Annotated in this window: 20 protein-coding genes; 10 read left to right on the forward strand and 10 right to left on the reverse strand. The window is 74.2% G+C overall.

The window, feature by feature from the left end; genetic code table 11:
- Window positions 1-25: 25 nt before the first annotated feature.
- From QN157_02710 to QN157_02725, 4 genes are read left to right on the forward strand one after another with little or no spacing between them, the layout of a single operon-like run.
- Complete coding sequence (locus tag QN157_02710) at window positions 26-985, forward strand: trypsin-like peptidase domain-containing protein (protein ID MDR7554494.1); 960 nt, start codon at window positions 26-28, stop codon at window positions 983-985.
- 28 nt (window positions 986-1013) lie between these two features.
- Window positions 1014-1700 (forward strand): response regulator transcription factor, encoded by a 687-nt coding sequence (locus QN157_02715; GenBank protein ID MDR7554495.1) that lies wholly within the window; start codon window positions 1014-1016, stop codon window positions 1698-1700.
- Window positions 1690-3063: a HAMP domain-containing sensor histidine kinase gene (locus QN157_02720; GenBank protein MDR7554496.1), complete on the forward strand. Its 1374-nt coding sequence runs from the start codon at window positions 1690-1692 to the stop codon at window positions 3061-3063. Before QN157_02715 ends, QN157_02720 begins: the two co-directional genes overlap by 11 nt.
- A 2-nt stretch (window positions 3064-3065) precedes the next feature.
- Window positions 3066-3752 carry a YceI family protein gene (locus QN157_02725; GenBank protein MDR7554497.1) on the forward strand — a complete coding sequence of 229 codons (687 nt, stop codon included), beginning with the start codon at window positions 3066-3068 and terminating at the stop codon, window positions 3750-3752.
- 86 nt (window positions 3753-3838) lie between these two features.
- Here QN157_02725 and QN157_02730 read toward each other — a convergent pair whose 3' ends face one another.
- From QN157_02730 to QN157_02750, 5 genes are all read right to left on the reverse strand, one after another.
- Window positions 3839-5131 carry an alkaline phosphatase family protein gene (locus QN157_02730; GenBank protein ID MDR7554498.1) on the reverse strand — a complete coding sequence of 431 codons (1293 nt, stop codon included), beginning with the start codon at window positions 5129-5131 and terminating at the stop codon, window positions 3839-3841.
- An 81-nt stretch (window positions 5132-5212) separates the two neighbouring features.
- Window positions 5213-6097: a diaminopimelate epimerase gene (dapF, locus tag QN157_02735; GenBank protein MDR7554499.1), complete on the reverse strand. Its 885-nt coding sequence runs from the start codon at window positions 6095-6097 to the stop codon at window positions 5213-5215.
- A gap of 219 nt (window positions 6098-6316) precedes the next feature.
- Complete coding sequence (locus QN157_02740) at window positions 6317-7291, reverse strand: D-alanine--D-alanine ligase (GenBank protein ID MDR7554500.1); 975 nt, start codon at window positions 7289-7291, stop codon at window positions 6317-6319.
- Window positions 7288-8253, reverse strand: coding sequence for a winged helix-turn-helix domain-containing protein (locus QN157_02745; GenBank protein ID MDR7554501.1), 966 nt, complete (start codon window positions 8251-8253; stop codon window positions 7288-7290). Before QN157_02745 ends, QN157_02740 begins: the two co-directional genes overlap by 4 nt.
- 218 nt (window positions 8254-8471) lie before the next feature.
- A complete protein-coding gene (locus QN157_02750; GenBank protein ID MDR7554502.1) occupies window positions 8472-9344 on the reverse strand; it encodes a MaoC/PaaZ C-terminal domain-containing protein in 873 nt (290 codons plus the stop codon).
- 164 nt (window positions 9345-9508) lie between these two features.
- Between QN157_02750 and QN157_02755 the strand changes: the two genes are divergently transcribed.
- The 6 genes from QN157_02755 (at window position 9509) to QN157_02780 (ending at window position 15654) form a co-directional block, all read left to right on the forward strand.
- A complete protein-coding gene (locus QN157_02755; GenBank protein MDR7554503.1) occupies window positions 9509-10561 on the forward strand; it encodes an ABC transporter substrate-binding protein in 1053 nt (350 codons plus the stop codon).
- Between the two features lie 143 nt (window positions 10562-10704).
- Window positions 10705-11487: an ABC transporter ATP-binding protein gene (locus QN157_02760; protein ID MDR7554504.1), complete on the forward strand. Its 783-nt coding sequence runs from the start codon at window positions 10705-10707 to the stop codon at window positions 11485-11487.
- Entirely contained in the window at window positions 11484-12251 is a 768-nt protein-coding gene (locus tag QN157_02765) for an ABC transporter permease (GenBank protein MDR7554505.1), read from the forward strand. Before QN157_02760 ends, QN157_02765 begins: the two co-directional genes overlap by 4 nt.
- A gap of 119 nt (window positions 12252-12370) precedes the next feature.
- Window positions 12371-13642: a DUF1116 domain-containing protein gene (locus QN157_02770; protein MDR7554506.1), complete on the forward strand. Its 1272-nt coding sequence runs from the start codon at window positions 12371-12373 to the stop codon at window positions 13640-13642.
- Window positions 13643-13708: 66 nt separating this feature from the next.
- Window positions 13709-14911, forward strand: coding sequence for an alanine--glyoxylate aminotransferase family protein (locus tag QN157_02775; protein MDR7554507.1), 1203 nt, complete (start codon window positions 13709-13711; stop codon window positions 14909-14911).
- Complete coding sequence (locus QN157_02780; protein MDR7554508.1) at window positions 14908-15654, forward strand: GntR family transcriptional regulator; 747 nt, start codon at window positions 14908-14910, stop codon at window positions 15652-15654. Before QN157_02775 ends, QN157_02780 begins: the two co-directional genes overlap by 4 nt.
- Here QN157_02780 and allB read toward each other — a convergent pair.
- The 5 genes from allB to QN157_02805 all read right to left on the reverse strand — a co-directional run bounded on the left by allB (window position 15619) and on the right by QN157_02805 (window position 22310).
- Window positions 15619-16986 carry an allantoinase AllB gene (gene allB, locus QN157_02785; protein ID MDR7554509.1) on the reverse strand — a complete coding sequence of 456 codons (1368 nt, stop codon included), beginning with the start codon at window positions 16984-16986 and terminating at the stop codon, window positions 15619-15621. The genes QN157_02780 and allB overlap by 36 nt on opposite strands.
- A gap of 131 nt (window positions 16987-17117) precedes the next feature.
- On the reverse strand, window positions 17118-19511 hold the full coding sequence (gene pucD / locus QN157_02790; GenBank protein ID MDR7554510.1) for a xanthine dehydrogenase subunit D: 2394 nt from the start codon (window positions 19509-19511) through the stop codon (window positions 17118-17120).
- Window positions 19508-20905 (reverse strand): 8-oxoguanine deaminase, encoded by a 1398-nt coding sequence (locus QN157_02795; GenBank protein ID MDR7554511.1) that lies wholly within the window; start codon window positions 20903-20905, stop codon window positions 19508-19510. Before QN157_02795 ends, pucD begins: the two co-directional genes overlap by 4 nt.
- Before the next feature lie 44 nt (window positions 20906-20949).
- Window positions 20950-21435 (reverse strand): (2Fe-2S)-binding protein, encoded by a 486-nt coding sequence (locus QN157_02800; protein ID MDR7554512.1) that lies wholly within the window; start codon window positions 21433-21435, stop codon window positions 20950-20952.
- A complete protein-coding gene (locus tag QN157_02805) occupies window positions 21429-22310 on the reverse strand; it encodes an FAD binding domain-containing protein (protein MDR7554513.1) in 882 nt (293 codons plus the stop codon). The genes QN157_02800 and QN157_02805 overlap by 7 nt, the downstream gene beginning before the upstream one ends.
- Between the last annotated feature and the right edge of the window lie 114 nt (window positions 22311-22424).

Raw genomic sequence — 22424 nt, forward strand, 5'->3', positions numbered from 1 at the left:
CCAGACGTCAGGGCGTGGAGGTCCGGTGCGCGCGTTCGCGGTCCTCGTCGCCGTCCTATCGCTGGCCGCGAGCCTGCGCCCGGGTGTGGCCGCATCCCCGGCGCTGGCCGACGCCCAGGCGGTCTACGACCGCGCGGCGCCGGCTGTCGCGGTCGTGCAGGTGGTGCGCGACGGGCGCAACGGTATCGGCACCGGCTTCGCCATCGCTCGGGAGGGCCTGCTGCTCACGGCCGCCCACGTGGCGCGGCGCGCCGAGGAGGTGACGGTGGAGTTCCCGGACGGCCGCCTCCTGCGCGCCACCCTCAAGGGCTACGATGCACGCCGCGATCTGGCGCTGCTGGCGGTGCGCCCGCCGGCGCCACTGCCGACCCTGGAGGTCGTGGGAGGCCCCGTGCGCGCCGGCGAGCCCGTGGTGGTCATCGGCGCGCCGCGCGGGCGCGCCGGTGTCATGACCACCGGCGAGGTCACAGCCCCCCGCGTCTCCCTCCCGGGCCTGGCCCGTGACATCCTGGTGCGCGTCAGCGCCTCCGTGGCCCCCGGCAACTCGGGCGGCCCCGTACTCAACCGGCAGGGGCAGGTGATCGGTCTAGTGATAGCAGGAACGTGGGCCGACGGCGGGGGGGCGCTGGCGGTGGCCGGCGACGTCATCCTGGCGACGCTGCCCGCGCTGCGCGAGGGTGCCCGCGTGGAACGCGCGTGGATCGGCGTCGCGGGGGAGACCGTGACGCCGCTCCTGGCGCGCCAGCGGCACCTGGCGACAGAGCGCGGCGCGCTGATTCGCGAGGTGGTGCCCGACAGCCCCGCTGCGGCCGCGGACCTGCGGCCCGACGACGTGATCGTCGCGCTGGACGGCATCCCGATCGCGACGTGGACCGACCTCCTGGTGGCGGTGGGCGAGCGCGAGCCGGGCCGGCGCGTGCAGCTGGCCATCGTGCGGGGCGGCACGCGGCTCGAGGTGGCGGTGACCCTGGGCGTGCGTCCGTGAGCGCGCCCGCCGCGGGGGGATGGATGAGATGACGCGGGTGCTGGTGGTCGAAGACGAGCCGCAGCTCGCCGCGCTGCTGCAGGCCCACCTGGCGCGGGCCGGGTTCGAAGTGTACGTGGCGCGCGACGGCGAGAGCGCTCTGCGCACGTTCGAGGAGCGCGCCGCCGACCTGGTGGTCCTGGACCTGATGCTCCCGCGGCTGGACGGCTGGGCGGTGACACGGCGGTTGCGCGCGCTGGCGCCGGTCCCGATCGTCATGCTCACCGCACGCGACCAGGAAGACGACCGGATCCGCGGGCTCGAGCTGGGCGCCGACGACTACATCGCCAAACCGTGCAGCCCGCGCGAGGTGGAGGCCCGGATCCGCGCCGTGCTTCGCCGCCACCGGCACGACGGCCGCGATGTGCTGGAGGTCGATGGACTGCGCATCGACTTCCGCACCCGGCAGGTGACCGTCGACGGCACCGCGGTGCGGCTCACCCCCACCGAGTGGCGGCTGCTGGAAACCCTGGCCGGGCACCCCGGGCAGGTCTTCAGCCGCCTGCAGCTCATCGAGCGGGTCTACGGCCATCTGTTCGAGGGGTTCGAGCGGACGGTGGACGCCCACGTCAAGAACCTGCGCCAGAAGATCGAGCACGACCCCAGGCATCCGCGGTACGTGCTGACGGTATACGGCGTCGGCTACAAGTTCGGGGGGAGGACCCATGGCGCCTGAGGTGCGCGGTCGCGGCGACGTCATCGCGGCCCCGACCGCGTCGGAACGCGGACGGACGTTCACGCTGGCCACGTCGCTGGCTGTCGCCCTCGCCACCGTGGCGGTGGCCACGGCGGGGCTCGTCGGCCTGTGGGCGCGCCACCTCAGCGCGCAGCACGTGGCAGCCTACCAGGAGCGCATGCGCCGTGGTGACGTCGCGTGGATGAGCGACCAGCCTCCGGAGGTCCGGGAAGTCGTCCTGCGCGCAGGGGACGTCGGGCCGCTGGCCGCCGCGCACCGCGCGCTCGTGGCGGGCCTGGACCGGGCGCTGTGGCTCGGGGGCGGCAGCGCGGGCTTGCTGGCCGCCCTCGGCGGTCTCCTCCTGGCCAGGCGCGTCGCCCGGCCGCTGCGGGCCCTGCGACAGGCCGCGGCCGACATCGCGGCAGGAGAACTGGCGCAGCGCGTGCCCGTCGAGGGCGAGCGGGAAGTGCAGGATATGGCCAGATCGTTCAACGCCATGGTCGCACGCCTGCGCGAGAGCGAGCGCCTGCGCCGCCAGTTCCTGGCCGCGGTCGCCCACGAGTTGCGCACGCCGCTCGCCATCGTGCAGGGCACCCTGGAGGCCATGGTGACCGGCACCCTCGCTCCGACCCCCGCCCGACTGGCCGCCCTGTACGGCCAGAGCGCGCTGCTGCAGCGGCTGATCACCGACCTGCGCGACCTGGCCCTGGCCGAAGCCGGCCGTCTGACGCTGTGCCGCCGGCCGATCGACCTGGCGGCGCTGTGCGCCGACGCCGTGGAGGTGCTGCGGCCGTGGATCGAGGAACGCGGCGTGCTGGCCACCGTGGCGCCCGCCGGGCCTGCGGTCGTCGACGCCGACCCCGACCGCATGACGCAGGTGATCCACAACCTGCTGCACAACGCGATCCGGTTCACGCCCGCAGGCGGCCTGGTCCGCATCGCGGTGACGCGCACGGACGGCGTCGTGCAGCTCGTCGTGGACGACAGCGGGCCCGGCATCCCGCCCGAGCGCCTGCCCTGGATCTTCGACGCCTTCGCCCGGGCGGATCCCGCCCGGGAGACCGCCGGGGGCTCGGGGCTTGGCCTGACGGTGGTCAGGCACCTGGTGGAAGCGCACGGCGGGCAGGTCCGGGCCGAGAACCGGCAGGACGGCGGGTGCCGGATGGTGGTCACCCTCCCGGCGACGGGCGGTGCTGCGCCTGGAGGATCCGTCGCGGGGCACCGTGCCCGCTGGCCTGCTGCGGGGGAGGGACCGACACGGACACACCCGTACGACGAACTCCCGGGCAACCCGGCTGCAGGTCGCAGCCCAACAGGTGACCGCGCAGTGCGGACAGCCCCGTGTGACGAGCAGGAGGTGTGAGTGTGCACACGCGTTCGACGACCTGGACGAGATGTCAGCACCGGCGCGGACGGGCACCCTGGGCCGTCTGGGCCCTGCTGGCTGCCGTCGCGGTCAGCGTCCCGCTGTCCTCGTCTGCGGACGTCACCGCGGCCCCGACACCGGGACCCCAGCGCTACGTCATCGTCCCCGGGGAGTCCAAGGTCATCTACCGTGTCGGCGAGGTGTTCCTCAACCAGAACAACCGCTTCAACGTGGCCGAGGGCACGACGACCGCGGTCCGCGGCGAGATCGTCATCGACCGCGCCGCACCGCGCAACAGCCGCGTGGGGACCATCACCGTCGACATCAGCCAGTTCCGGTCCGACTCAGCCCGACGTGACAACGCCATCCGCGAGCGGTGGCTGGAGTCGGCCCGCTACCCGCTGGCGACCTTCACGCCGACGGCGATCGAGGGACTGCCGGCCACGTACACCGACGGCCAGGAGCTCCGGCTGAAGATCACGGGTGACCTCCGGGTCCGCGAGACGACCCGCCGCGTCACCTTCGACACCACGCTGAAGCTGGAAGGCACGACGCTCACCGGCGTGGCCGCCACCCAGATCCGCATGACCGACTTCGGCTTCGACCCGCCGGCGATCCTGGGGATCCTGCGGGCCGAGAACGACGTCCGCCTGGAGTTCCACATCGTCGCCCGGGCCGCCCCGTAGCCGGCCGCATCGCGCCTTCCCCGCGGGACGCACCGCCCGAGACGGCCTCCCAGGGTTGGCGCCGAGGCGGGCTGGGCCCGCGCCCCCTAGCCGCCCGCGGCGCGGCGCGCGACCAGCAGCGGCACGATCTCCACCCCCGACAGCCGTCCGAGCGCCCCGCGGGCCGCGGCGCGCTCCCCGAACCGCCCGGCGCCGTCGGGGTCCACGCCCGCACCTGCCAGGAGCAACGGCACCGGGTCGGCCGCATGCCCCCGCAGCGCGCACGGGGTGGCGTGGTCGGCCGTCACAGCCACCAGCGTGGCCGCCAGGTCCAGCCGGGGCACCAGCGTGCCGAAGAAGTGCGCGTCGATCTCCTCGATGACGCGCCGCTTGCCGTCGGCATCGCCGTCGTGCCCGGGCTCGTCGGGCCCCTTGAGGTGCAGGTAGAGCGCGTCGTGGGCCGGGAGTACCTCCAGCGCGCGCTCGGCCCAGGCGCGGTAGACGTCGGCCCGGGGCGCACCGGCCCGGTGGGGCACTTCGACCACGCTCATGCCCAGGAAGCGGGCGATCCCGCGCTCCACCGGCATCTCCACGAAGCAGCCCCAGCGCAGGCCGAACCGGTCCGTCATCGAGGGAACGTGCGGCAGGTGGTCGCCGGCGTCGCGCAGCAGGATGAGGTTGGCGGGCAGCTTCCCCTCCGCCCGTCGCCGGACGTTCACCGGATGGGCGTCCAGGATCGCGCGGCTCTTCTCGGTGAACTCGTTGACCAGGGCTGCCGCCGCGGCCGCCTCGGCGCTGTCGTCGAGCGGCTGGCAGACGGCCACGTCGTCGACGAACGTGCTGAGCGCGATCCCCAGTCCCCCGACCCGCGCGTAGGCGGGATCGGTGTTGGACACCTGCGCGCTCAGGCGGCCGCCTTGGGGGTAGAACACGACCGCGCAGCGGTACCCGATGGAGGCGGCGACGACGACCCGGGCGGGCGCAGCCTCCAACCGCAGCTGCGCGGTGACCGCTTCGGCGAGGACCCGGGCCTCCTCCGAGGTGAGGGTGCGGCCCACGCGCCGGTCCACGATGCGACGCCCCTCGCCGCCGCTGGCGAAGTTGCCGCGCAGGGCCAGGTCGCCGTCGTGAAACGGCAGGCCCACGCCGATCGCCTCCAGGGGTCCCCGCCCGGCGTGGTAGCGGGTTGGGTCGTATCCCAGGATCGCGGTCACCGCGACGTCGGACTCGGGCGCGAGCCCCTCGCCCACCGTGGTGACCAGCCCCTGCTGGCCCGCTGCCGCCAGCCGGTCGAGGTGCGGGGTGGCCGCGGCCTCCAACGGTGTCCGGTCGCCCAGCGCGGGCACCGGCCGGTCACCCAGCCCGTCGAGCACCACGTAGAGGATCCTGGCCGCGCTCATCGCTACCCACCGCCCTCCGCAGCCGCGCGCGACGCCCCGCCCGCGGTGCTTACGGTCCGTGAGAGGTTCGCGCGGCCGCGCTCACCGCCCATCGAGGGTCGTCAGCACCTCCACCAGGTCGTCGCTGAGGGTGCCCGCGTACACCTCGGACGCCGGCCCCGTCATGCGGACGCTCCAGTCGTCGGCCACCTGGATCCGCAACTCGCCACCCGGCATCCCCACCGTGACGTCCCGATCGGTGGCGCCCGCCCGCACGGCCGCCGCGGCCACGGCCGAGGCGCTGCTGCCCGATGCCATCGTCTCCCCGGCACCGCGCTCCCAGATCACGATCTCGATGCGGTCGCGGGCCACGACGCGGGCGAACTGGACGTTGGTCCGGTGGGGGAACAGCGGGTGCGTCTCCAGCAACGGCCCGAGGTGATGCAGTGCCACCTGCCCCAGGTCGGGCACGAACACCACGCAGTGGGGGTTGCCCACCGACACGCCCGTGAACGTCAGCAGCTGTCCGCCGACCTCGATCGGTTCGCCCACCACCTCACGGCGGGGCCCCGCCACGGGGATCTCGTCGCTCCAGAACGTGGCGCGCCCCACGTCCACCGTCATGAGCCCCACGCGGCCGTCGCGCAGGTGCAGCGTCACGTCGGCCACCCCGCCGGGCGTCTCGATGGTGAACCGCGCGCGCCGCGTGTACGCGTGGTCGTAGAGGAACTTGGCGAAGATCCGCAGGCCGTTGCCGCTCTTCTCGGCCTCGCTGCCGTCGGGGTTGAAGATCCGCAGGCCGAAGTCGGCGCGTGTCGTCGGCGCCAGCGCCAGGATCCCGTCGGAGCCGACGCCGAGGTGGCGGTCGCACAGGCGACGGATCACGGCAGGGGTCAGCGCAAAGGTCAACGCCCCCGGGTCGAGCACCACGTAGTCGTTGCCCAGCGCATGCGACTTCACGATCCAGTTGCGTCCCTGTAGCGGCACGGCCGCGCACTCCTCCACCCGAGGGTCAGGGCTGCACGAAACGCTCCCGGCCCACCTCGCCCCGCACCCCCGATGGTCTTGGCACAGGTCGTATGCCCCGTGCTGGGGCCCGGACTCGCCTCCCGCACCCGGTCCGCCGGCGCACCACCGCGCGTGCCGTCGGCGCCACCAGATGGGGACCGCCGGCAGCCCGGCACGCCGACCCCACCGCACGTTCGCCTACGCGATGCGCACTCCCTCCGCGAGCCGGCCAGCCCGCCGCAGCGCCGCGGTGATCAGCCGGTCCACCAACCTGGGGAAGTCGATGCCCGCGGCCTGCGCGGCCTTGGGCAGGAGGCTCTCCTTGGTGAGGCCCGGGATGGTGTTGACCTCCAGTACGACCACGTCAGCGTCGCGCACGAAGAGGTCGACGCGGGCGACATCGGCGCAGCCCAGCGCCCGGTAGGCCCGCAAGGCGGCCGCCTGTGCCCGCCACACCGCGGCCGGCGGCAGGCGCGCGGGGCAGATCTCCTCGGCCGCGCCGGGGGTGTACTTGGCCTCGTAGTCGAAGAACTCGCGCGCCGGCACGATCTCCACCAGCGGCAGCGCCACCGGGCCGCCCACGTCCGGGTCGTCCAGGATGCCGCAGGTGGCCTCGACGCCGGTCAGGTACTCCTCCACCAGCACGAGGTCGCCCAGGGCGAAGGCCGCCTCGAGGGCGCGCGGCAACTCCGCGGGGGCGCGCACGATGGACACGCCGATGCTGCTCCCCTGCGCGTTGGGCTTCACCACGCAGGGGAACCCCAGCGTCTGCTCGATCTCGCGCACCAGCCCGCCCTCCCGGGCCGCCAGCGCCTCGCGCTCCACGGCCAGCGACGCCGGCACCGGCACGCCGTTGGAGGCCATCACGTGGCGCGCCCGCCGCTTGTCCATCGCCAGCGCGCTGGCCAGCACGCCCGACCCCGTGTAGGGGATCCCGGCGAACTCCAGCAACCCCTGGATCGTGCCGTCCTCCCCGTAGGGTCCGTGCAGCGCGATGAAGGCCACGTCCAGCCCCTCGGGCGGCATCCACGGTCCCGTTCGCGGGATCTCCACCGGCACCGCCTCGTAGCGGCTGCCCTCCAGCGCCTCGAGCACGCACGCGCCGCTGCGCAGCGAGACCTCGCGCTCGGGCGAGCGGCCACCCATCAGCACCCCGACCCGCAGCCGGTTCATGCCGACGCCCTCCTTGCGGCCTGGCGCGCGTGGCGCGCGCGCCAGGCCGCGATGCGTTCCTGCAGCACCGCCACCGCGCCCTCGCTCAGGACGCTGGCGAAGGGCACGACGCGGACGCGCGCGGGGACGAGGTCGCGAATCCTGGCCAGCACCCGGGGCGCGGCCAGCACCACGTCGGCGTCGGCCAGGGTGGCAGCCAGCGTGGTCGGCGCTGCCAGGGTGGCGGTCCGCAGCCGCGGCGGGCGCAGCCCCACAGCCGCCAGGGAGCGCGCCTTGCTGCGCACACCCTCGACCGTGGCGCACACCAGCGCGATGCGGCTGCGGCGGGGGAGCCGGGCGAGCTCGTCCAGCGCGCGGAAATCGGGCGAGGCCATCAGCCCCACCACCTCCAGCCCGGCGCACCGCCGGCGGACCTCCTCCACGTGGAAGAACGTGGTGGCGACCAGGTCGACGCCGTCAGGGCGCGCCACGAGGTCGTCGAGCAGCAGGGGTACCACGGGCACGTCGGTCGCCTCCCGCACCAGCCGGCCGAAGTAGGCCAGGTCGACCGGGTTGCACTCGACGAACCCCAGCCGCGGCCGGGTACGCAGCGTGGGGCGGCGCGGGCGCGCCCGCACCGCCAGCATGGCCTGCAGGTCGGCCACCGTCACGCCCGCCGCGGCCGCCGTGGTCAGCAGGCGATCGATCTGGGCGGCGAGGGCCCGGGCTGCGTGGGCGGGCGGCGGCGTCCAGACCACGACGGTGCCGCGGCCGGGGCGCGCATCGACCACGCCCTCGGCCTCGAGTTCGGCGTAGGCGCGGGCCACAGTGTTGCGGTTGATGCGCAGGAACCCCGCCAGCGTCCGGACGGGGGGCAGCCGCTGCCCGGCCGGGAGCAGACCGGTCAGGATCTGGTGGCGGATCTGGGCCTTCAGCTGATCGGGCAGCGAGACGGCGGCGTGGCGGTCGAGGCGCAGGCGCATCGGATTGTCCTAGTTCAACTAGGACAAGTATCCCCGCAGGGCGCGCTGCAGTCAATGGGCCTTCCGGGTACCTCCCAGAGTACACAACCTCGCGTACGCTACCCTGCTGAGCCGGCAGCGTGCCGCGATCCACGATGCCGCCAGGCGTCCCGGGCTGCCCGGTCGACGCAGGCCCGGCCCGCGCCACCGCCCCCCCCGCGGCCGTCGCCCGGCCCCGCTCACGTCCTGACCTCCGCCAGCCCGTCCTGCAGGACCACCTTCCCTGCGGGGTTGCGCGCGTCAAAGGCGTACACGGCGCGGTCGCCCTGCCGGCCGGCGGCCCACAGGCGTACGGTGATCTCCTGCCCGGGCAGCACGGGCCGGGCGAACCGCACGGCCAGCCGCGCCAGCCGTGTGGAGTCGCCCGCGCAGGCATGGGCGACGACGAGCCGGCTGGCCACGCCCAGCGTGCACATGCCGTGGACGATCACGCCGGGCAGCCCGACGGCGCGGGCGACGTCCGGGTCCAGGTGGATGGGGTTGTGGTCGCCCGATGCGGCCGCGTAGCGGGCCGGCTGGTCCTCGGTGATCCGGTACACCTGACAGGCTGCCGGCGGATGGTCACGGGGAACGACCGGCGCCTGATGGTCCGGGGCGTCTTCGCCCAGCCCCGCCGCAAGCCGGCGGCGCACGAAGAGCGAGATGTACTGCTCGGCGACCGGCATCCCGGCGCCGTCGGTGGAGACGGTCTTGACGATCACCGCAGCGCCAGGGCGCCGCGGTCGCGCCCCGACCACGGCGGCCCGGGTGCACAGAACCATGCCCGGCCGTACCGGGCGGAAAAAACGCATGTCCTGAGCGTCGTGCAGCGCAGCGGCCCGGTCGGCTGCCGACAACGCGGCGTCCAGCGCCTGGGGCAGCACGGCCGAGACGGGCACCACTATGAACACCGGCGGGGCCAGCGCGCCCGCGCGGTGCAGCGGGTGCTCGTCGTCGAGGGCGGCCGCGTAGGCGCGGATCTGCGCCTCCTCCACCGTCATCACGTGCTCCGGCCCCCAGCGGCCCAGCGCATCGGCGCGCAGCTCCAGCGTGTCGTCCAGCGCCTGACTCATGTGGACGGAGATTCGCCCTGCCCCGCGGCCTCCCTGTGGGAGCAGGCTGCGCGGGTGCCGCGTGCTGCGCTGGGCCCTTTCGCGTGGAGGAGCCCGCGCTGGCGGCGCGAATCGGCTTCCCGACCGCAGGCAGGGTCGAGAGCCTACTCCAGGGGGGAGCAACCATGGGGACCAGGGGGATCGTCGCGGGAATCCTGGTGCTGGCCGTCGCCGGCACGCTCGCCGGCGCGGCCCTCGCCCAGGCGCCGACGCGGCCGGGGCGCACCGTGCAGTGGAAGTTCACGCTGGACTTCATCGTGCAGGGGCCGCAGGCTCCGTTCATCGTCGCCGCGGAAAAGGGCTACTACGCCCAGGAAGGGCTGCAGGTCACCATCGACCGCGGGTTCGGGTCGGCGGACGCGGTCACGAAGATCGCCTCGGGCGCCTACCACCTCGGCTACGCCGACATCAACTCGATGATCGAGTTCAACGCGCGCAACCCGGGCCGCGAGCTGGTGGCGATCGCCATCGTCCTGAACGAGCCTCCGTTCTCGATCATCACGCTCCGGCGCGAGAACATCACCCGCCCCATCGAGCTGTACGGCAAGCGGCTCGGCGCACCGGCCGGCGATGCGCCGCGGCGGCTGTGGCCCCTGTTCGCCCGGGCCGTGGGCATGGATCCGCGGGCCGTGGAGTGGGTCACGATGGACGTCCCGCTGCGGGAGCCGATGTTGATCCGCGGGGAGGTCAACGCCATCTCGGGGTTCTACTTCACCTCCTTCATCAACCTGAAGACGGCACGGGTGGATCCCAACGAGATCGTGGCCTTCATGTACGCGGACCAGGGGCTGCCCCTCTACGGGAACGCCATCATGACCACGCCCGCCCTGCTGCAGAGTGAGCCGGAGGCGGTGCGCGGGTTCCTCCGGGCGTTCGTCCGTGGCCTCAAGGACACCATCACCAATCCCCAGGAGGCGGTGGCCGCCGTGAAGCGGCGCGACCCGCTGCTGCGCGACGACGTGGAGCTCGAACGCCTGCTGCTGGCGCTGCGGCTCAACATCCTCACGCGCGACGTCCGCGCCCACGGGTTCGGCGTCGTGAAAGGCGAACGGCTGGCCCGCTCGATCGACCTCCTGGCCGAGGCGTTCGCCTTCCCGCGCAAGCCAGCCTGGCAGCAGGTGTTCACCGACCGGTTCCTGCCGCCGCGCGCCGAGCGGATGCTGCCGGCACTGCGGTAGGTGGGCGTCGGGGACGTGGTCCGTCCGGCGCGGTCGGGAGCGTCCGACGGTCGCTGGCGCCCGGTTCGGGTGCGCCCGTGACGTCGACTGACGCCTTCGTCGTCGTCGACCACGTCACCCTCGGCTACCCGCACCGGGGGCGGGTGGTACGGGCGGTCGACGACGTGACCCTCGCGGCCCGGCGCGGCGAGTTCGTCGCCGTCGCCGGACCCAGCGGCTGCGGGAAGACGACGCTGCTCAAGAGCCTGGCGGGCCTGATCCTCCCCGACCGGGGCGAGGTCCGCGTGGGCGGCGCCGTGGTGGCCGGCCCCACGCGACGGGTGGGCATGGCGTTCCAGAACCCGATCCTGCTGCCGTGGCGGCGCACCCTCGACAACGTGCTGCTGCCGCTGGAGATCGTGGCGCCCCACCGGCGACGCTTCCGGCGGGAGCGGGCGGCGTACGCCGCGCGCGCGCACGCGCTGCTGGCCGCGGTGGGCCTGGACGGCTGCGGCGACCGGTATCCCTGGCAGCTCTCGGGCGGGCAGCAGCAGCGCGCGAGCCTCTGCCGGGCGCTGATCCACGAGCCCGACCTGCTGCTGCTGGACGAGCCGTTCGGCGCCCTGGATGCGTTCACGCGCGAGGAGCTGTGGCTGGTCCTGCAGGACCTCTGGCTGCAGCAGCGGTTCACGGTCTTCCTGGTCACCCACGACCTGCGCGAGGCGGTCTTCCTGGCCGACACGGTCTACGTGATGAGCGCGCGCCCGGGCAGGATCGTCGCCCGCACCGAGATCCCGCTGCCGCGGCCGCGGACCCTGGAGGATACGTTCACGCCGGCGTTCACCGACCTCTACCACCTGGTGCGCCGGCACATCGGCACGGGGCGGACGGCGGGAGGGCAACTAGGGGACGAGGTCGGCGCCCGCGTGACGGAGGTCCAGGGATGAGCCTGCGCGGCACCGGTGCCGTGTGGGGGCCACCGGCTGTGGTGGTGGTCGCCAGCCTGCTCCTGTGGGAGCTCGCTGCGCGCGTCATGCCGGTCTTCGTGCTCCCCGGCCCCCGGGACGTTACCGGCGCCCTGGCGCAGTGGCGGGCGGCGATCTGGTTCAACGCGGCGCAGACCCTCGGCACCACCCTCGTGGGGTTCGGGCTGGCCATCGCGGCCGGCCTGGGCCTGGGGATGGCGGTCGGCTACTCGGCGCTGGCCTACCGCGCGCTCTACCCGCTGCTGGTGGCGTTCAACAGCGTGCCGAAGGCCGCCATCGTGCCGGTGCTGGTGATCTGGTTCGGCATCGGCACCGTCCCGGCCATCCTCACGGCGTTTCTGATCTCGTTCTTCCCCATCGTCGTCAACGTCGCCACGGGCCTGGCCACGATCGAGCCCGAGCTCCAGGACGTGTTGCGCTCGCTGGGCGCCACGCGCCGCGAGATCTTCACCAAGATCGGCATCCCCCGGTCCCTCCCCTATTTCTTCGCCTCGTTGAAGGTGGCGGCCACCCTCGCGTTCGTCGGGGCCGTGATCGCGGAGACCGTGGCCTCCAACCGCGGCATCGGATACCTGATGCTGGCGGCCAGCTCCCGCTTCGAGGTCCCGCTGGTCTTCGCCGGCCTGGTGGTGGTGGCGGCGATGGGCGTGGTGCTGTTCGCGGTGTTCGCCGTGCTGGAACGCCGCCTGGCCGGATGGGCGTACCGGGGGCAGGGCACGACGTGAGCCGCGCACCCGACGACCCCGCAGCCGCCACGCGGCCAGCGCGCAGCGAGGGATCGCTGGCTGGCGCTACGTGTGTGCCGGCGCCGGCCGGGTCGGACGCGCCGCCTGCGGCGGGCACGGTGTCGGCACGGATCGCCGCGGCCAACGCCGCGGCGCTGCGGCGGCTCGACCGCGGTGCGCCGGTCCTCGTCGGCCTGCGCGTGGCCCGCGAGGTGATCCCGCCGCTGGCCGGGGGCCGCGCCCTGCTCCACGCCGGGCCCCCGGTTGCGGTCGAGCGCCTGTGTGGGCCCATGCGGGGCGCGTGCATCGGGGCCGCCCTCTACGAGGGATGGGCGCACGCCCCCGACGCTGCCGCCGCCCTGCTGGACCGCGGGGCGATCGCCCTGCACTGCACGCACGACTGGAACGTGGTCGCACCCATGGCCGGCGTGGTCTCGCCCTCGATGCCGCTGTTCGAGGTGCACGACGACGCTGCGGGCGTGGTGGCCTACGGCCCGCTCAACGAGGGCATCGGCGCGGTGCTGCGGTTCGGGGCGTACGGCGCCACGGTGCTCGAGCGCCTGCGCTGGCTGCAGGAGGTGCTGGCACCGGCGCTGGATGCAGCGCTCCGGCGCGCCGACGGTGTGGCCCTGGTGCCGCTCGTGGCCCGTGCCCTGACCATGGGCGACGAGCTGCACCAGCGCAACGTGGCCGCCACCAGCCTGTTCCTCCGTCAGGTCGGACCGCTGCTAGCGGAGGTGACGACGGGCGCCACCCTGACGGCCATCCTGCGCTTCCTGAGCGAGGTCGACCAGTTCTTCCTGAACCTGGCGATGGCGGCGGCGAAAGCCCTGACACTCGCGATCCGCCACCTGCCCGGCTGCACGCTGGCCTCGACAATGAGCCGCAACGGCGTGGAGTTCGGCCTGCGGGTGAGTGGCCTCGGCGACCGGTGGTTCACCGCGCCAGCCCCCATGCCCGACGGCCTGTACTTCCCCGGCTACACCGCAACCGACGCCAACCCTGATATGGGGGACTCGGCGATCGTGGAGACCGTGGGCCTGGGCGCGTTCGCCATGGCCGCGGCGCCGGCGGTCGTGGGGTTCCTGGGGCTGGGCTCGGTGCGCGCGGCCATGGAGATCACCCGGGCCATGGGGGAGATCACCGCAGGCCGGAGCAGCCGGTTGCTGATCCCTGCGCTGGAGTTCGAGGGGACGCCGCTGGGGATCGACGTGCGCGCCGTCGTGCGCCTGGGGACGACGCCGGTGATCAACACCGGCATTGCCCACCGCGCACCGGGCGTCGGACAGATCGGTGCGGGGATCGTCCGGGCACCCCTCGAGGCGTTCGAGCAGGCGCTGGAGGCCCTGGGCGCTGCCCTCGCGCCGACCACCGGCCCCTGCACCGATTGACTCCCGCACCCGCCAGGCGCGCAACGCCGCGCAGGGCTTTGCATCCCGCATAGTGAAATCCCCGGTATGGCCACCGAACTGAATCCTCCGACCCGACTGCTGTGCGGCACGGGGCCCACCAATCCCGACCCCAGGGTGCTGCGGGCGATGAGCGCCCCGGTGCTGGGGCAGTTCGACCCGGCGTTCACCGCGATCATGGGCGAGGCGGCCGACCTTGCCCGCGCCGTGTTCCGGACGGCCAACCCCCGCACGCTGGCCGTCTCGGGCACGGGCCGTGCGGCCATGGAGGCGGCCCTCGCGTCGCTCATCGAACCCGGCGACCCGGTCCTGGTGGGCAACTGCGGACGGTTTGGCGATCTGTTCGCCGACATTGCGCGCCGCTACGGCGCGCAGGTCACCGAGGTGCGCGCCGGCTGGGGCGAGGTCCTCGACCCCGACGCCATCGCCTCCGCGCTGCGCCGGGCACCGGCCAAGCTGGTGTGCATCGTCCACGGCGAGACGTCGACGGGCATGCTGCAGCCCGAGATGCCGACCCTGGGCCGCCTGTGCCGCGAGCACGACGCCCTGCTGGTGGTCGATGCCGTAGTCACCCTGGGCGGCGTGGCCGTCGAGACCGATGCGTGGGACCTCGACGTCGTCTTCGCCGGCGGACAGAAGTGCCTGGGATATCCGTCCGGGCTGTCGCCGATCACCTGGAACCATCGAGCGGCGCACGCAATGGCGGCGCGCGCCAGCCCGGTGGTGAGCAACTACCTCGACCTCACCCAGCTCGAGCGCTACTGGAGCCCCGAGCGCCTCAACCACCACACCCTGCCCACGAGCATGACCTACGCCATGCGCGAGGCGCTGCGCCTCGTGCTCGAGGAGGGCCTGGAGGCCCGGTGCGCACGGCACCGGCGGGCCGGTGACGCCCTCAAGGCCGGCCTGACCGCCATGGGGCTGGAGCTGTTCGGCGACCCGCAGCACCGGCTGCCGATGATCACGGCCGTGGTCGTCCCCGACGGCATCGACGACGAGCGGGCGCGGCTGCGGCTGCTGGAGGAGTTCGGCATCGAGATCGCCACGTCGTTCGGGCCGTTGCGCGGTCGCATCTGGCGCATCGGCACCATGGGCTACAACGCCGACCTGCGCGTCGTGCTGGCCGTCCTGGCCGGCCTGGAGCACGTGCTCCGCGCCTTCGGACATCCCGCGCCGCGCGGCGTGGGGGTGGAGGTGGCCCGCGACGTCTACACGCGCGCGGCCCCGGCGTACACCGGAGGAGGCCTATGACCCCCGAGCCGCGGGCGGTCCTGCACGCCCCGCCGCGGATCCCGCTGTCCAAGCGCCTGGCCGCCGACCTCCGGCGCGAGATCCTGACGGGACGGTTCGCCACGGCCGACCGGCTGCCGTCGGAAGCCGCGCTCGCCCGGGAATGCGGCGTGAGCCGGGCGACGCTGCGCGAAGCCCTGCGCGCCCTGGAACAGGAGGGACTGGTCAGCCGCCGGCACGGGGTGGGCGCGTTCATCAACCGCCACATCACGGCCCGCATCGACCGCTTCGAGAACTTCGACGAGGCGATCCGACGCGTGGGGCGGCGGGCGGAGGACCGGGTGCTGCACGTCCTCCCCGTCACGGTCGCAGACGAGACCGCAGACCTGCTGGGCGTGGCGCCCGGCACCCCCGGTGTGCTCGTCCAGAGCCTGCGCCTCGCCGACGGGGAGCCGGTGCTCTACTGCGAGAACGTGCTGCCCGCCGCGCTGGTCGGGTCGCTGGACGTAGCAGAGCGCCGGCGCCGCTACGAGTCGCTCAAGGAGTTCCTGCTCGAGGAGCTGGGCGTGCGCGCCGACCACAGCCTCGTGACCCTGAAGGCCGTGGGCGCCCCGCCAGCCGTGGCGCCGGTGCTGGCGGTGGCCCCCGGGACGCCGTTGCTGGCCGTGAACGGCGCGATCTACGACGTGGCGGCACGGCCGGTGGCGACGTCGCTGAGCTACATCCGCTCAGACCGGCTGGTCTTCACCATCCTGCGGCGGTGACGCCCGCAGCCACTGGCCCGCGGGGGCGCCGGTGACTTCGCCCTCCCGGGCGACCGTGCGACCCCGCACCAGCACCCGCTCCGTCCAGCCCTGCATCTCGCGGCCCAGGAACGGCGACTGCCGGTGGCGTGACTGGAGCCACCCCGCCTCGAGCCGCCAGCGCCGGTCCAGGTCCACGATCACCAGGTCGGCGTCGGCACCCACCGCAATGACGCCCTTGCGCGGCCACAGGCCGGCGATGCGCGCGGGGGTGCCGGCCAGGAGCGCCGCGAGCTGCTCTAGCGGCATGCGCCGGCGATGCACGCCCTCGGTGAGCATCACGGGCAGGAGGGTCTGGACGCCCGTGATCCCGCCCCAGGCCTCCCAGACGTCGTCCTCGCCGCGCGCCTTGTCCTCCAGCGGGCAGGGCGAATGGTCGGAGGTGACGCAGTCGACCCGGCCGGCCAGCACGACCTGCCAGAGCCGCTCCTGCCTGGCTGCGTCTCGCAGCGGCGGCGCGCACTTGGCCACCGGTCCCAGCGCCACGAAGTCGTCCTCGGTGAGCGCGAGGTAGTGCGCGCAGGTCTCGACGGTGACCGGCTGCCCGGCGGCGCGCGCGGTGTCGATCAGCTGGATGCCTTCGGGCAGGCTGGTGTGCACGACGTGCAGGCGGCAGCGGGCCTGCCCCGCGAGGAAGAGCGCGCGGTGGATCGCTTCCAGCTCCGCCACGGGCGGCCGGGCTTCGCCCCAGGCCCGCCGATCGCGGCGCCCGGCCGCCTGCAACCGGCGGGTGCGCTCCTCGGTGATGGCGTTGCTCTCGGCATGCACGGCCAGGACCTGGCCCAGCGCCCCCAGCCGCTGGAGCCCGTCGAAGAGCACGCCATCCTCCACGTGGGTGAACTCCTCGGTGCCGCTGCGGCTCATGAACGCCTTGAACCCGATCACGCCCGCGCGCGCGAGGGCGGGCAGGTGATCGCGGTTGTCGGTGACGAGCCCACCCCACAGCGCGTAGTCCACGAGCGACTGCCCGGTAGCGGCGGCCAGCTTGGCCTGCAGCGCGTCGACGGTCGTGACCGGCGGCAGGCTGTTGAGGGGCATCTCGACCACGGTCGTGACCCCGCCCGCAGCGGCCGCGCGGCTGCCCGGCCCCCATCCTTCCCAGTGGGTGCGGCCCGGATCGTTGAAGTGCACGTGCAGGTCCACGACGCCGGGCAGCACGATACGGCCGGTGGCGTCGATGGTCTCGTGCCCATCGAGGGGCCCCTCGGCGATGGCAGCGATCCGGCCGCGGGCGATCCCCAGGCTGGCCGCGACCACGCCGGCCGGCAGCACCACGCGCCCGCCCCGGATCACGACGTCGTACCGGATAGCGTTCCCCTCCCTCTTACAAGCAACGACCCCCTCCGGATCGCGTCACCCAAGCATCATGACGTGCCCATGACTGTGGCCATCACCCCCGTTACAACGACCCCCTCCGGATCGCCTCACCCGTCCCGCATCAGCTCGCCCTGCCCCGCTGCCAGCCCGGCCAGCTTCGGGATCGCCTCCGGCCACGGCACGTCGAGCGCCGGCGGCGGTTCGCCGCCGGCTGCGGGCGGGCTGAGGCCGATCAGGTCGTCGGGGCGCACGGGCACGCGGTTGAGCTCGCGGCCGGTGGCGTCGCGCAGCGCGGCCACGATGGCGGCGGTCGCGACCACCGTCGACGGCTCGCCAACTCCCTTGGCGCCAAAGGGGACCCCGGGTTCGGGCTCTTCGACCAGCACGCTCACCACCGGCGGCATGTCGAGGACGGTGGGGATCAGGTAGTCGGTGAACGAGGCGTTGCGGATCACGCCGTCGCGCAGCTGGAGCTCTTCCATGAGCGCCAGCCCCAGCCCCTGGGCGATGCCGCCCTCGATCTGCCCGTGGACGGCCTGCGGGTTGAGGGCGCGGCCGACGTCCTGCGCGGCGGCGATCTGCACGACGCGCACCAGGCCCAGGTCGAGGTCGACGTCGACCACGGCGCGCTGGGCCGCGAACGCGAACGTGACGTGCGGGTCGCCCTGCCCCCGGCGGTCGAGCGGCGTGGTACGCCGGTGGTGGTAGGTGCGCGTGGCCGCCACCGGCTCGTCGAGGAAGGCGGTCACCGGCGCCAGCGGGCCGTCCCCGGCGAGGATCATCCCGCCCGCAAGCGCCAGGGTCGGGGGTACCGGCCGGCCCTGGGCAGCCAGCCGAGCCCGCACGCGCTGGAACAGGGCGTCACGCACCGCCTGACAGGCCAGCTGCACCGCGCCGCCGGACATCATGGTCTGTCGGGACGCGGACGTCGACCCTGCGGAGCCGATGCCGGTGTCGGCGGGGCGGATCACGACCTGCTCCACGCCGAGCTCGGTCCGCGCGATCTGCGCCAGGACGGTGTAGAGGCCCTGGCCGACCTCGGCCGCGGCCGTGTAGATCTCGACCACCGGACCCGTGGCCCCGGCGAACAGCGTGACGCGGGCCTCGGCCGCGTCGTCGAACCCTTCGCTGTAGCCGATGTTCTTGTAGCCGACGGCGAGGCCGACCCCGCGGCGCACCCGCTCGCCGCGCGAGACGCCGCCGGCACCCCCCGGGAGGGCCAGCGGGCCGGAGCGCGCCTCGGCCGGCAGCGGGATCGCCACGCACCGCTCGATGAGCTCCCGCACGGGCGCGCTGCCGCGCACGACCTGCCCGGTGGGCAGCACCGATCCGGTTCGCAGGGCGTTGCGCAGGCGCAGCGCCACCGGGTCCATCCCGAGCGCCCGGGCCAGCTTGTCCATCTGGGCCTCATAAGCCACGCACGCCTGCACGGCCCCGAACCCGCGCATCGCGCCGCACGGCGGGTTGTTGGTGTAGACGGCCGTGCCCTCCACGAGGGCGTTGGGCACCTCGTAGGGGCCGGTGGCGAACGTCGCGGCGTTGCCGATCACGGCCGCCGACGACGACGCGTAGGCGCCCCCGTCGATGAGGATGCGCGCGCGCACGCACACCAGGCGGCCATCGCGCGTGGCGCCGTGGCGCATCCAGATCCGTGCGGGATGCCGGTGGACGTGTCCGTAGAACGACTCCTCGCGGCTGTAGACCATCTTCACCGGCCGGCCCGTGCGCAGCGCCAGCAGGCACGCGTGGATGTGCATGCTGACGTCCTCCCGGGCGCCGAACGCCCCGCCCACCCCCGCCAGGTGCACGCGCACTCGCTCGGGCGGCAGCCCCAGGCACGGCGCGATCTGCTGGCGGTCGACGTGCAGCCACTGGGTGGCCACGTAGAGGTCCACGCCGCCATCGGCCGCGGGCACGGCCAGGCCCGCCTCGGGCCCCAACGGCGCCTGGTCCTGCATGCCGGTCTCGTAGTAGCCGTCGACCCACACGTCGGCGGGGGTCGCGGGGTCGCCGTGCTCGATGCGCACGTGCCGCACGACGTTGCCGAAGTCGTGCACCCGGGGCGCGTCGGGCCGCAGCGCCGCGGCCATGTCGGTGACCGCGGGCAGCACCTCGTAGTCGACGACGACCTGCGCAGCGGCGCGACGCGCCGTCTCCAGGTCGACTGCCGCCAGCACCGCCACCGGCTCGCCGGCGAAGCGCACGCGGTCCCAGGCCAGCACGGGCTGGTCGGCGAACTCCAGCCCAAAGGTCTTCTTGCCCGGGACGTCCGCCGCCAGCAGCACCGCCGCCACGCCGGGCGTGGCCAGGGCCGGCGCGACGTCGATGGCGCGGATCCGGGCGTGCGGGTGCGGGCTGCGCACCGTGCAACCCCACAGCATGCCCTCGGCCCACAGGTCGCTGGCGTAGAGGAACTGGCCCTTGACCTTGGGGACGCCGTCGATGCGCCGCGCGCTCTCGCCGACGCCGCCGCGCGTCGTCACCACCGCGCGCACCGTCATGTCGCCACCTCCTCCGCCCCGGCAGCGATCGCACGGGCCAGCCGGTGCCCCTGGGCCGCGATGGCCTCTTCGTCCGCCGTGACCAGGTGGAAGTCGCGCACGACCACCCGCCCGTCGACCACCAGGTGTTTGACCCGTCCGGGGGCGCAGTAGACCAGGGCCGCGACGGGATCGCGTGCGGCGCCGGCGTGCGCCAGGTCCTCGACGTCGAACAGGGCGACGTCCGCCCGGCGACCGGGCACCAGGGCGCCGATGTCGTCGCGTCCCAGGCATGCCGCGCCGCCCCGGGTGGCGATGCGCAGCACCTCGCGCGCGTCCAACCATCGGTGCTCACCGGCCCGCGAGACCAGCAGGCCGATCCGCGCCTCCGCCAGCAGATCGCCGCTGTCGTTGGACGCCGCGCCGTCCACGCCCAGGCCGACCCGCGTGCCGGCGTCCAGCAGCGCGCGCACCGGCGCGATGCCCGAGCCCAGCCGCAGGTTGGACACAGGACACCACGCCACCCCGGTCCGCGTGGCGCCCAGACGCGCCGCGCCCGCGCCGACGTGCACGCAGTGGGCCAGCCACACGTCGTCGCCCAGCCATCCCCACTCGTCCAGCAGGTCCAGCGGCCGGCGCCCGAACACCTGCAGGCAGTAGTCCTCTTCGTCGCGGGTCTCGGCGATGTGGGTGTGCAGGCGCACCCCCAGGCGCCGGGCCAGCCCGGCGGCCTCCTGCATCAACCGCGGCGTCACCGAGAACGGCGAGCAGGGCGCGATCGCCACCTGGAGCATCGCCCCCGGGGCGGGATCGTGGTAGCGGCGCACCGCCGCCTCGGTCTGCGCCAGGATCTCGTCGGTGTCCTGCACGATGGCGTCCGGAGGCAGCCCGCCCCGTGAGGCCCCCAGGTCCATCGCGCCGCGGCAGGGGTGGAACCGCAATCCCAGCTCGCGCGCCGCCGCGATCGCGGCGTCCAGCACGTCGAAGCCGTCGCTGCCTGCGGGGAAGACGTAGTGGTGATCGGTCGTGGTGGTGCAGCCCGACAGCGCCAGTTCCGCCAGCCCCACGCGGGCGGCTGCGTGGACCCACGCCGCGTTCACCCGGGCCCAGAGGGGGTAGAGTGTCCGCAACCAGCCGAACAACGGCTGGTCGGTGGCGTGCGCGCGCGTGAGGGTCTGGTAGAGGTGGTGGTGCGTGTTCACCAGCCCTGGCAGGGCGACGCAGCCGCGGCCATCCAGGCGCGCTAGGCCGTCGACCGCCGGCGGCGACGAGCGCAGCAGGGCTGCTGGCGGCGCGCCGGCGCCCACCCAGACGACCTTGCCGTCGTCCACGAGGATCGAGCCACCGGAGATCTCGGTGCCGGCGTCGTCCATCGTCACGACCACCGCGCACTGCTCGATCAGCAGCCGGCCCATGGGTGACGTCTGGGTCCGCCCGGCGACTGGCGCGCCCGCCGCGGTCACCGGTCGCCCCCGGCCGCGGATGCGCGCATCCGGGCAGCGGCCAGGCGGACGGCGTCGAGGATCTTCCCGTACCCGGTGCAGCGGCACAGGTTCCCGGCCAGGGCCTCGCGGATCGCGTCGTCGTCGGGGGTCGGGACACGCTGGAGCAGGTCGACCGCGGCCACGATCAACCCCGGGGTGCAGAAGCCGCACTGCACCGCGCCGGTCTCCAGGAACGCCTCCTGGACCGGGTGCAACGCCCCCTCGGGCGCCAGCCCTTCCACCGTGCGGACGTCGCGCTCGTGCGCCTGCGCCGCCAGCACCAGGCACGCGCACACCAGCTCACCGTCGAGCCACACCGAGCACGAGCCGCACTCGCCCTGCTCGCACGCGTTCTTGGCCCCGGGCAGCCCCAGGGCGTCCCGCAGCAGGCCCAGCAAACTCGCGCCGGGCCACACGTCGCCCGTGCGCCACTCGCCGTTGACGCGCACGCGGATCAGCACGACGTCGCCTCCTGCGCGCGGTCCTCCAGGATCCAGCGGAACGCGCGCTGCCCCAGCACGGCGCACGCGTGCCGGCGGTAGGCGGCCGTGCCCCGCACGTCGTCGATCGGCCGCGCGGCTGCGGCCACCCGCTCGCCGAACTCCTCGGCGACGCGCGGGGCCACTGCGACCCCCGGATCGTCCCACCAGCCGGCGGCCGTCAACACCTGCTCCGCGTAGGCTTCCGCATCGGGCGCGCGGAGGATCGTGGGGCCCACGGAGCCCAGGGCCACGTGGATGTGCCGCCGGTCCAGGTCAGCGACCAAGCACAGGCTGGCTACGGCGATGACCATGGCGTTGCGCGGGCCCACCTTGGCGAAGACACCCGGCCCCCGGGCCAGACGCCACTGCGCGCCGAGGATGAGCTCGTCGGGCGCGAGCATGGTGCGTTTGGGGCCCACCATGAACGCGTGCCACGGCACGACGCGGCGCTGCCCGCCCGCGCGGACCAGCACGATCTCCGCGTCGTAGGCGGCGAGCACCGGCAGCGTATCGCCCGCCGGGGATGCCGTGCCCAGGTTACCGCCCAGGGTGCCCCGGTTGCGGATCTGCGGCGAGCCCACCGTTCGGGCCGCCTGGACCAGCGGGCGGACCGCCGGCAACTCCCGCAGCATCCGGCTGTAGGTGACGCCCGCGCCAACGAAGAGCATCCCGTCTTCCCGGCGCCAGACCTGCAGGTCCTCCAGGCGGGAGATGTCCAGCAGCGACGGCGGGCGCCGGCGGCCGAAGTTCAGCTCGACCATGAGGTCGGTGCCGCCGGCGATGGGCACGGCCTCGGGCCGGCGCGCCTTGACCTCCAGCGCCTCCTCGAGCGTCCGCGCGAGGTAGACGTCCACGGCTGAAACAATGGCATTCCACGGGGACGCGCAGGGGTTCCTGCCAGGAGGGTCCTGCCCACCTACGCCGCAGCCCGGCATGGCGCCGGCTGTTCGGCCGGGCATCGGCAGTAT

It is taken from the genome of Armatimonadota bacterium (assembly GCA_031459855.1).
Classification (GTDB): domain Bacteria; phylum Sysuimicrobiota; class Sysuimicrobiia; order Sysuimicrobiales; family Humicultoraceae; genus Fervidifonticultor; species Fervidifonticultor primus.

Coding starts and splice junctions, on each gene's coding strand:
- QN157_02775 (MDR7554507.1), top strand. CDS start 13,709: ATGGCCACCGAACTGAATCCTCCGACCCGACTGCTGTGCGGCACGGGG.
- pucD (MDR7554510.1), bottom strand. CDS start 19,511: ATGACGGTGCGCGCGGTGGTGACGACGCGCGGCGGCGTCGGCGAGAGC.
- QN157_02740 (MDR7554500.1), bottom strand. CDS start 7,291: ATGAACCGGCTGCGGGTCGGGGTGCTGATGGGTGGCCGCTCGCCCGAG.
- QN157_02730 (MDR7554498.1), bottom strand. CDS start 5,131: ATGAGCGCGGCCAGGATCCTCTACGTGGTGCTCGACGGGCTGGGTGAC.
- QN157_02780 (MDR7554508.1), top strand. CDS start 14,908: ATGACCCCCGAGCCGCGGGCGGTCCTGCACGCCCCGCCGCGGATCCCG.
- QN157_02755 (MDR7554503.1), top strand. CDS start 9,509: ATGGGGACCAGGGGGATCGTCGCGGGAATCCTGGTGCTGGCCGTCGCC.
- QN157_02745 (MDR7554501.1), bottom strand. CDS start 8,253: ATGCGCCTGCGCCTCGACCGCCACGCCGCCGTCTCGCTGCCCGATCAG.
- QN157_02765 (MDR7554505.1), top strand. CDS start 11,484: ATGAGCCTGCGCGGCACCGGTGCCGTGTGGGGGCCACCGGCTGTGGTG.
- QN157_02720 (MDR7554496.1), top strand. CDS start 1,690: ATGGCGCCTGAGGTGCGCGGTCGCGGCGACGTCATCGCGGCCCCGACC.
- QN157_02795 (MDR7554511.1), bottom strand. CDS start 20,905: ATGGGCCGGCTGCTGATCGAGCAGTGCGCGGTGGTCGTGACGATGGAC.
- QN157_02750 (MDR7554502.1), bottom strand. CDS start 9,344: ATGAGTCAGGCGCTGGACGACACGCTGGAGCTGCGCGCCGATGCGCTG.
- QN157_02715 (MDR7554495.1), top strand. CDS start 1,014: ATGACGCGGGTGCTGGTGGTCGAAGACGAGCCGCAGCTCGCCGCGCTG.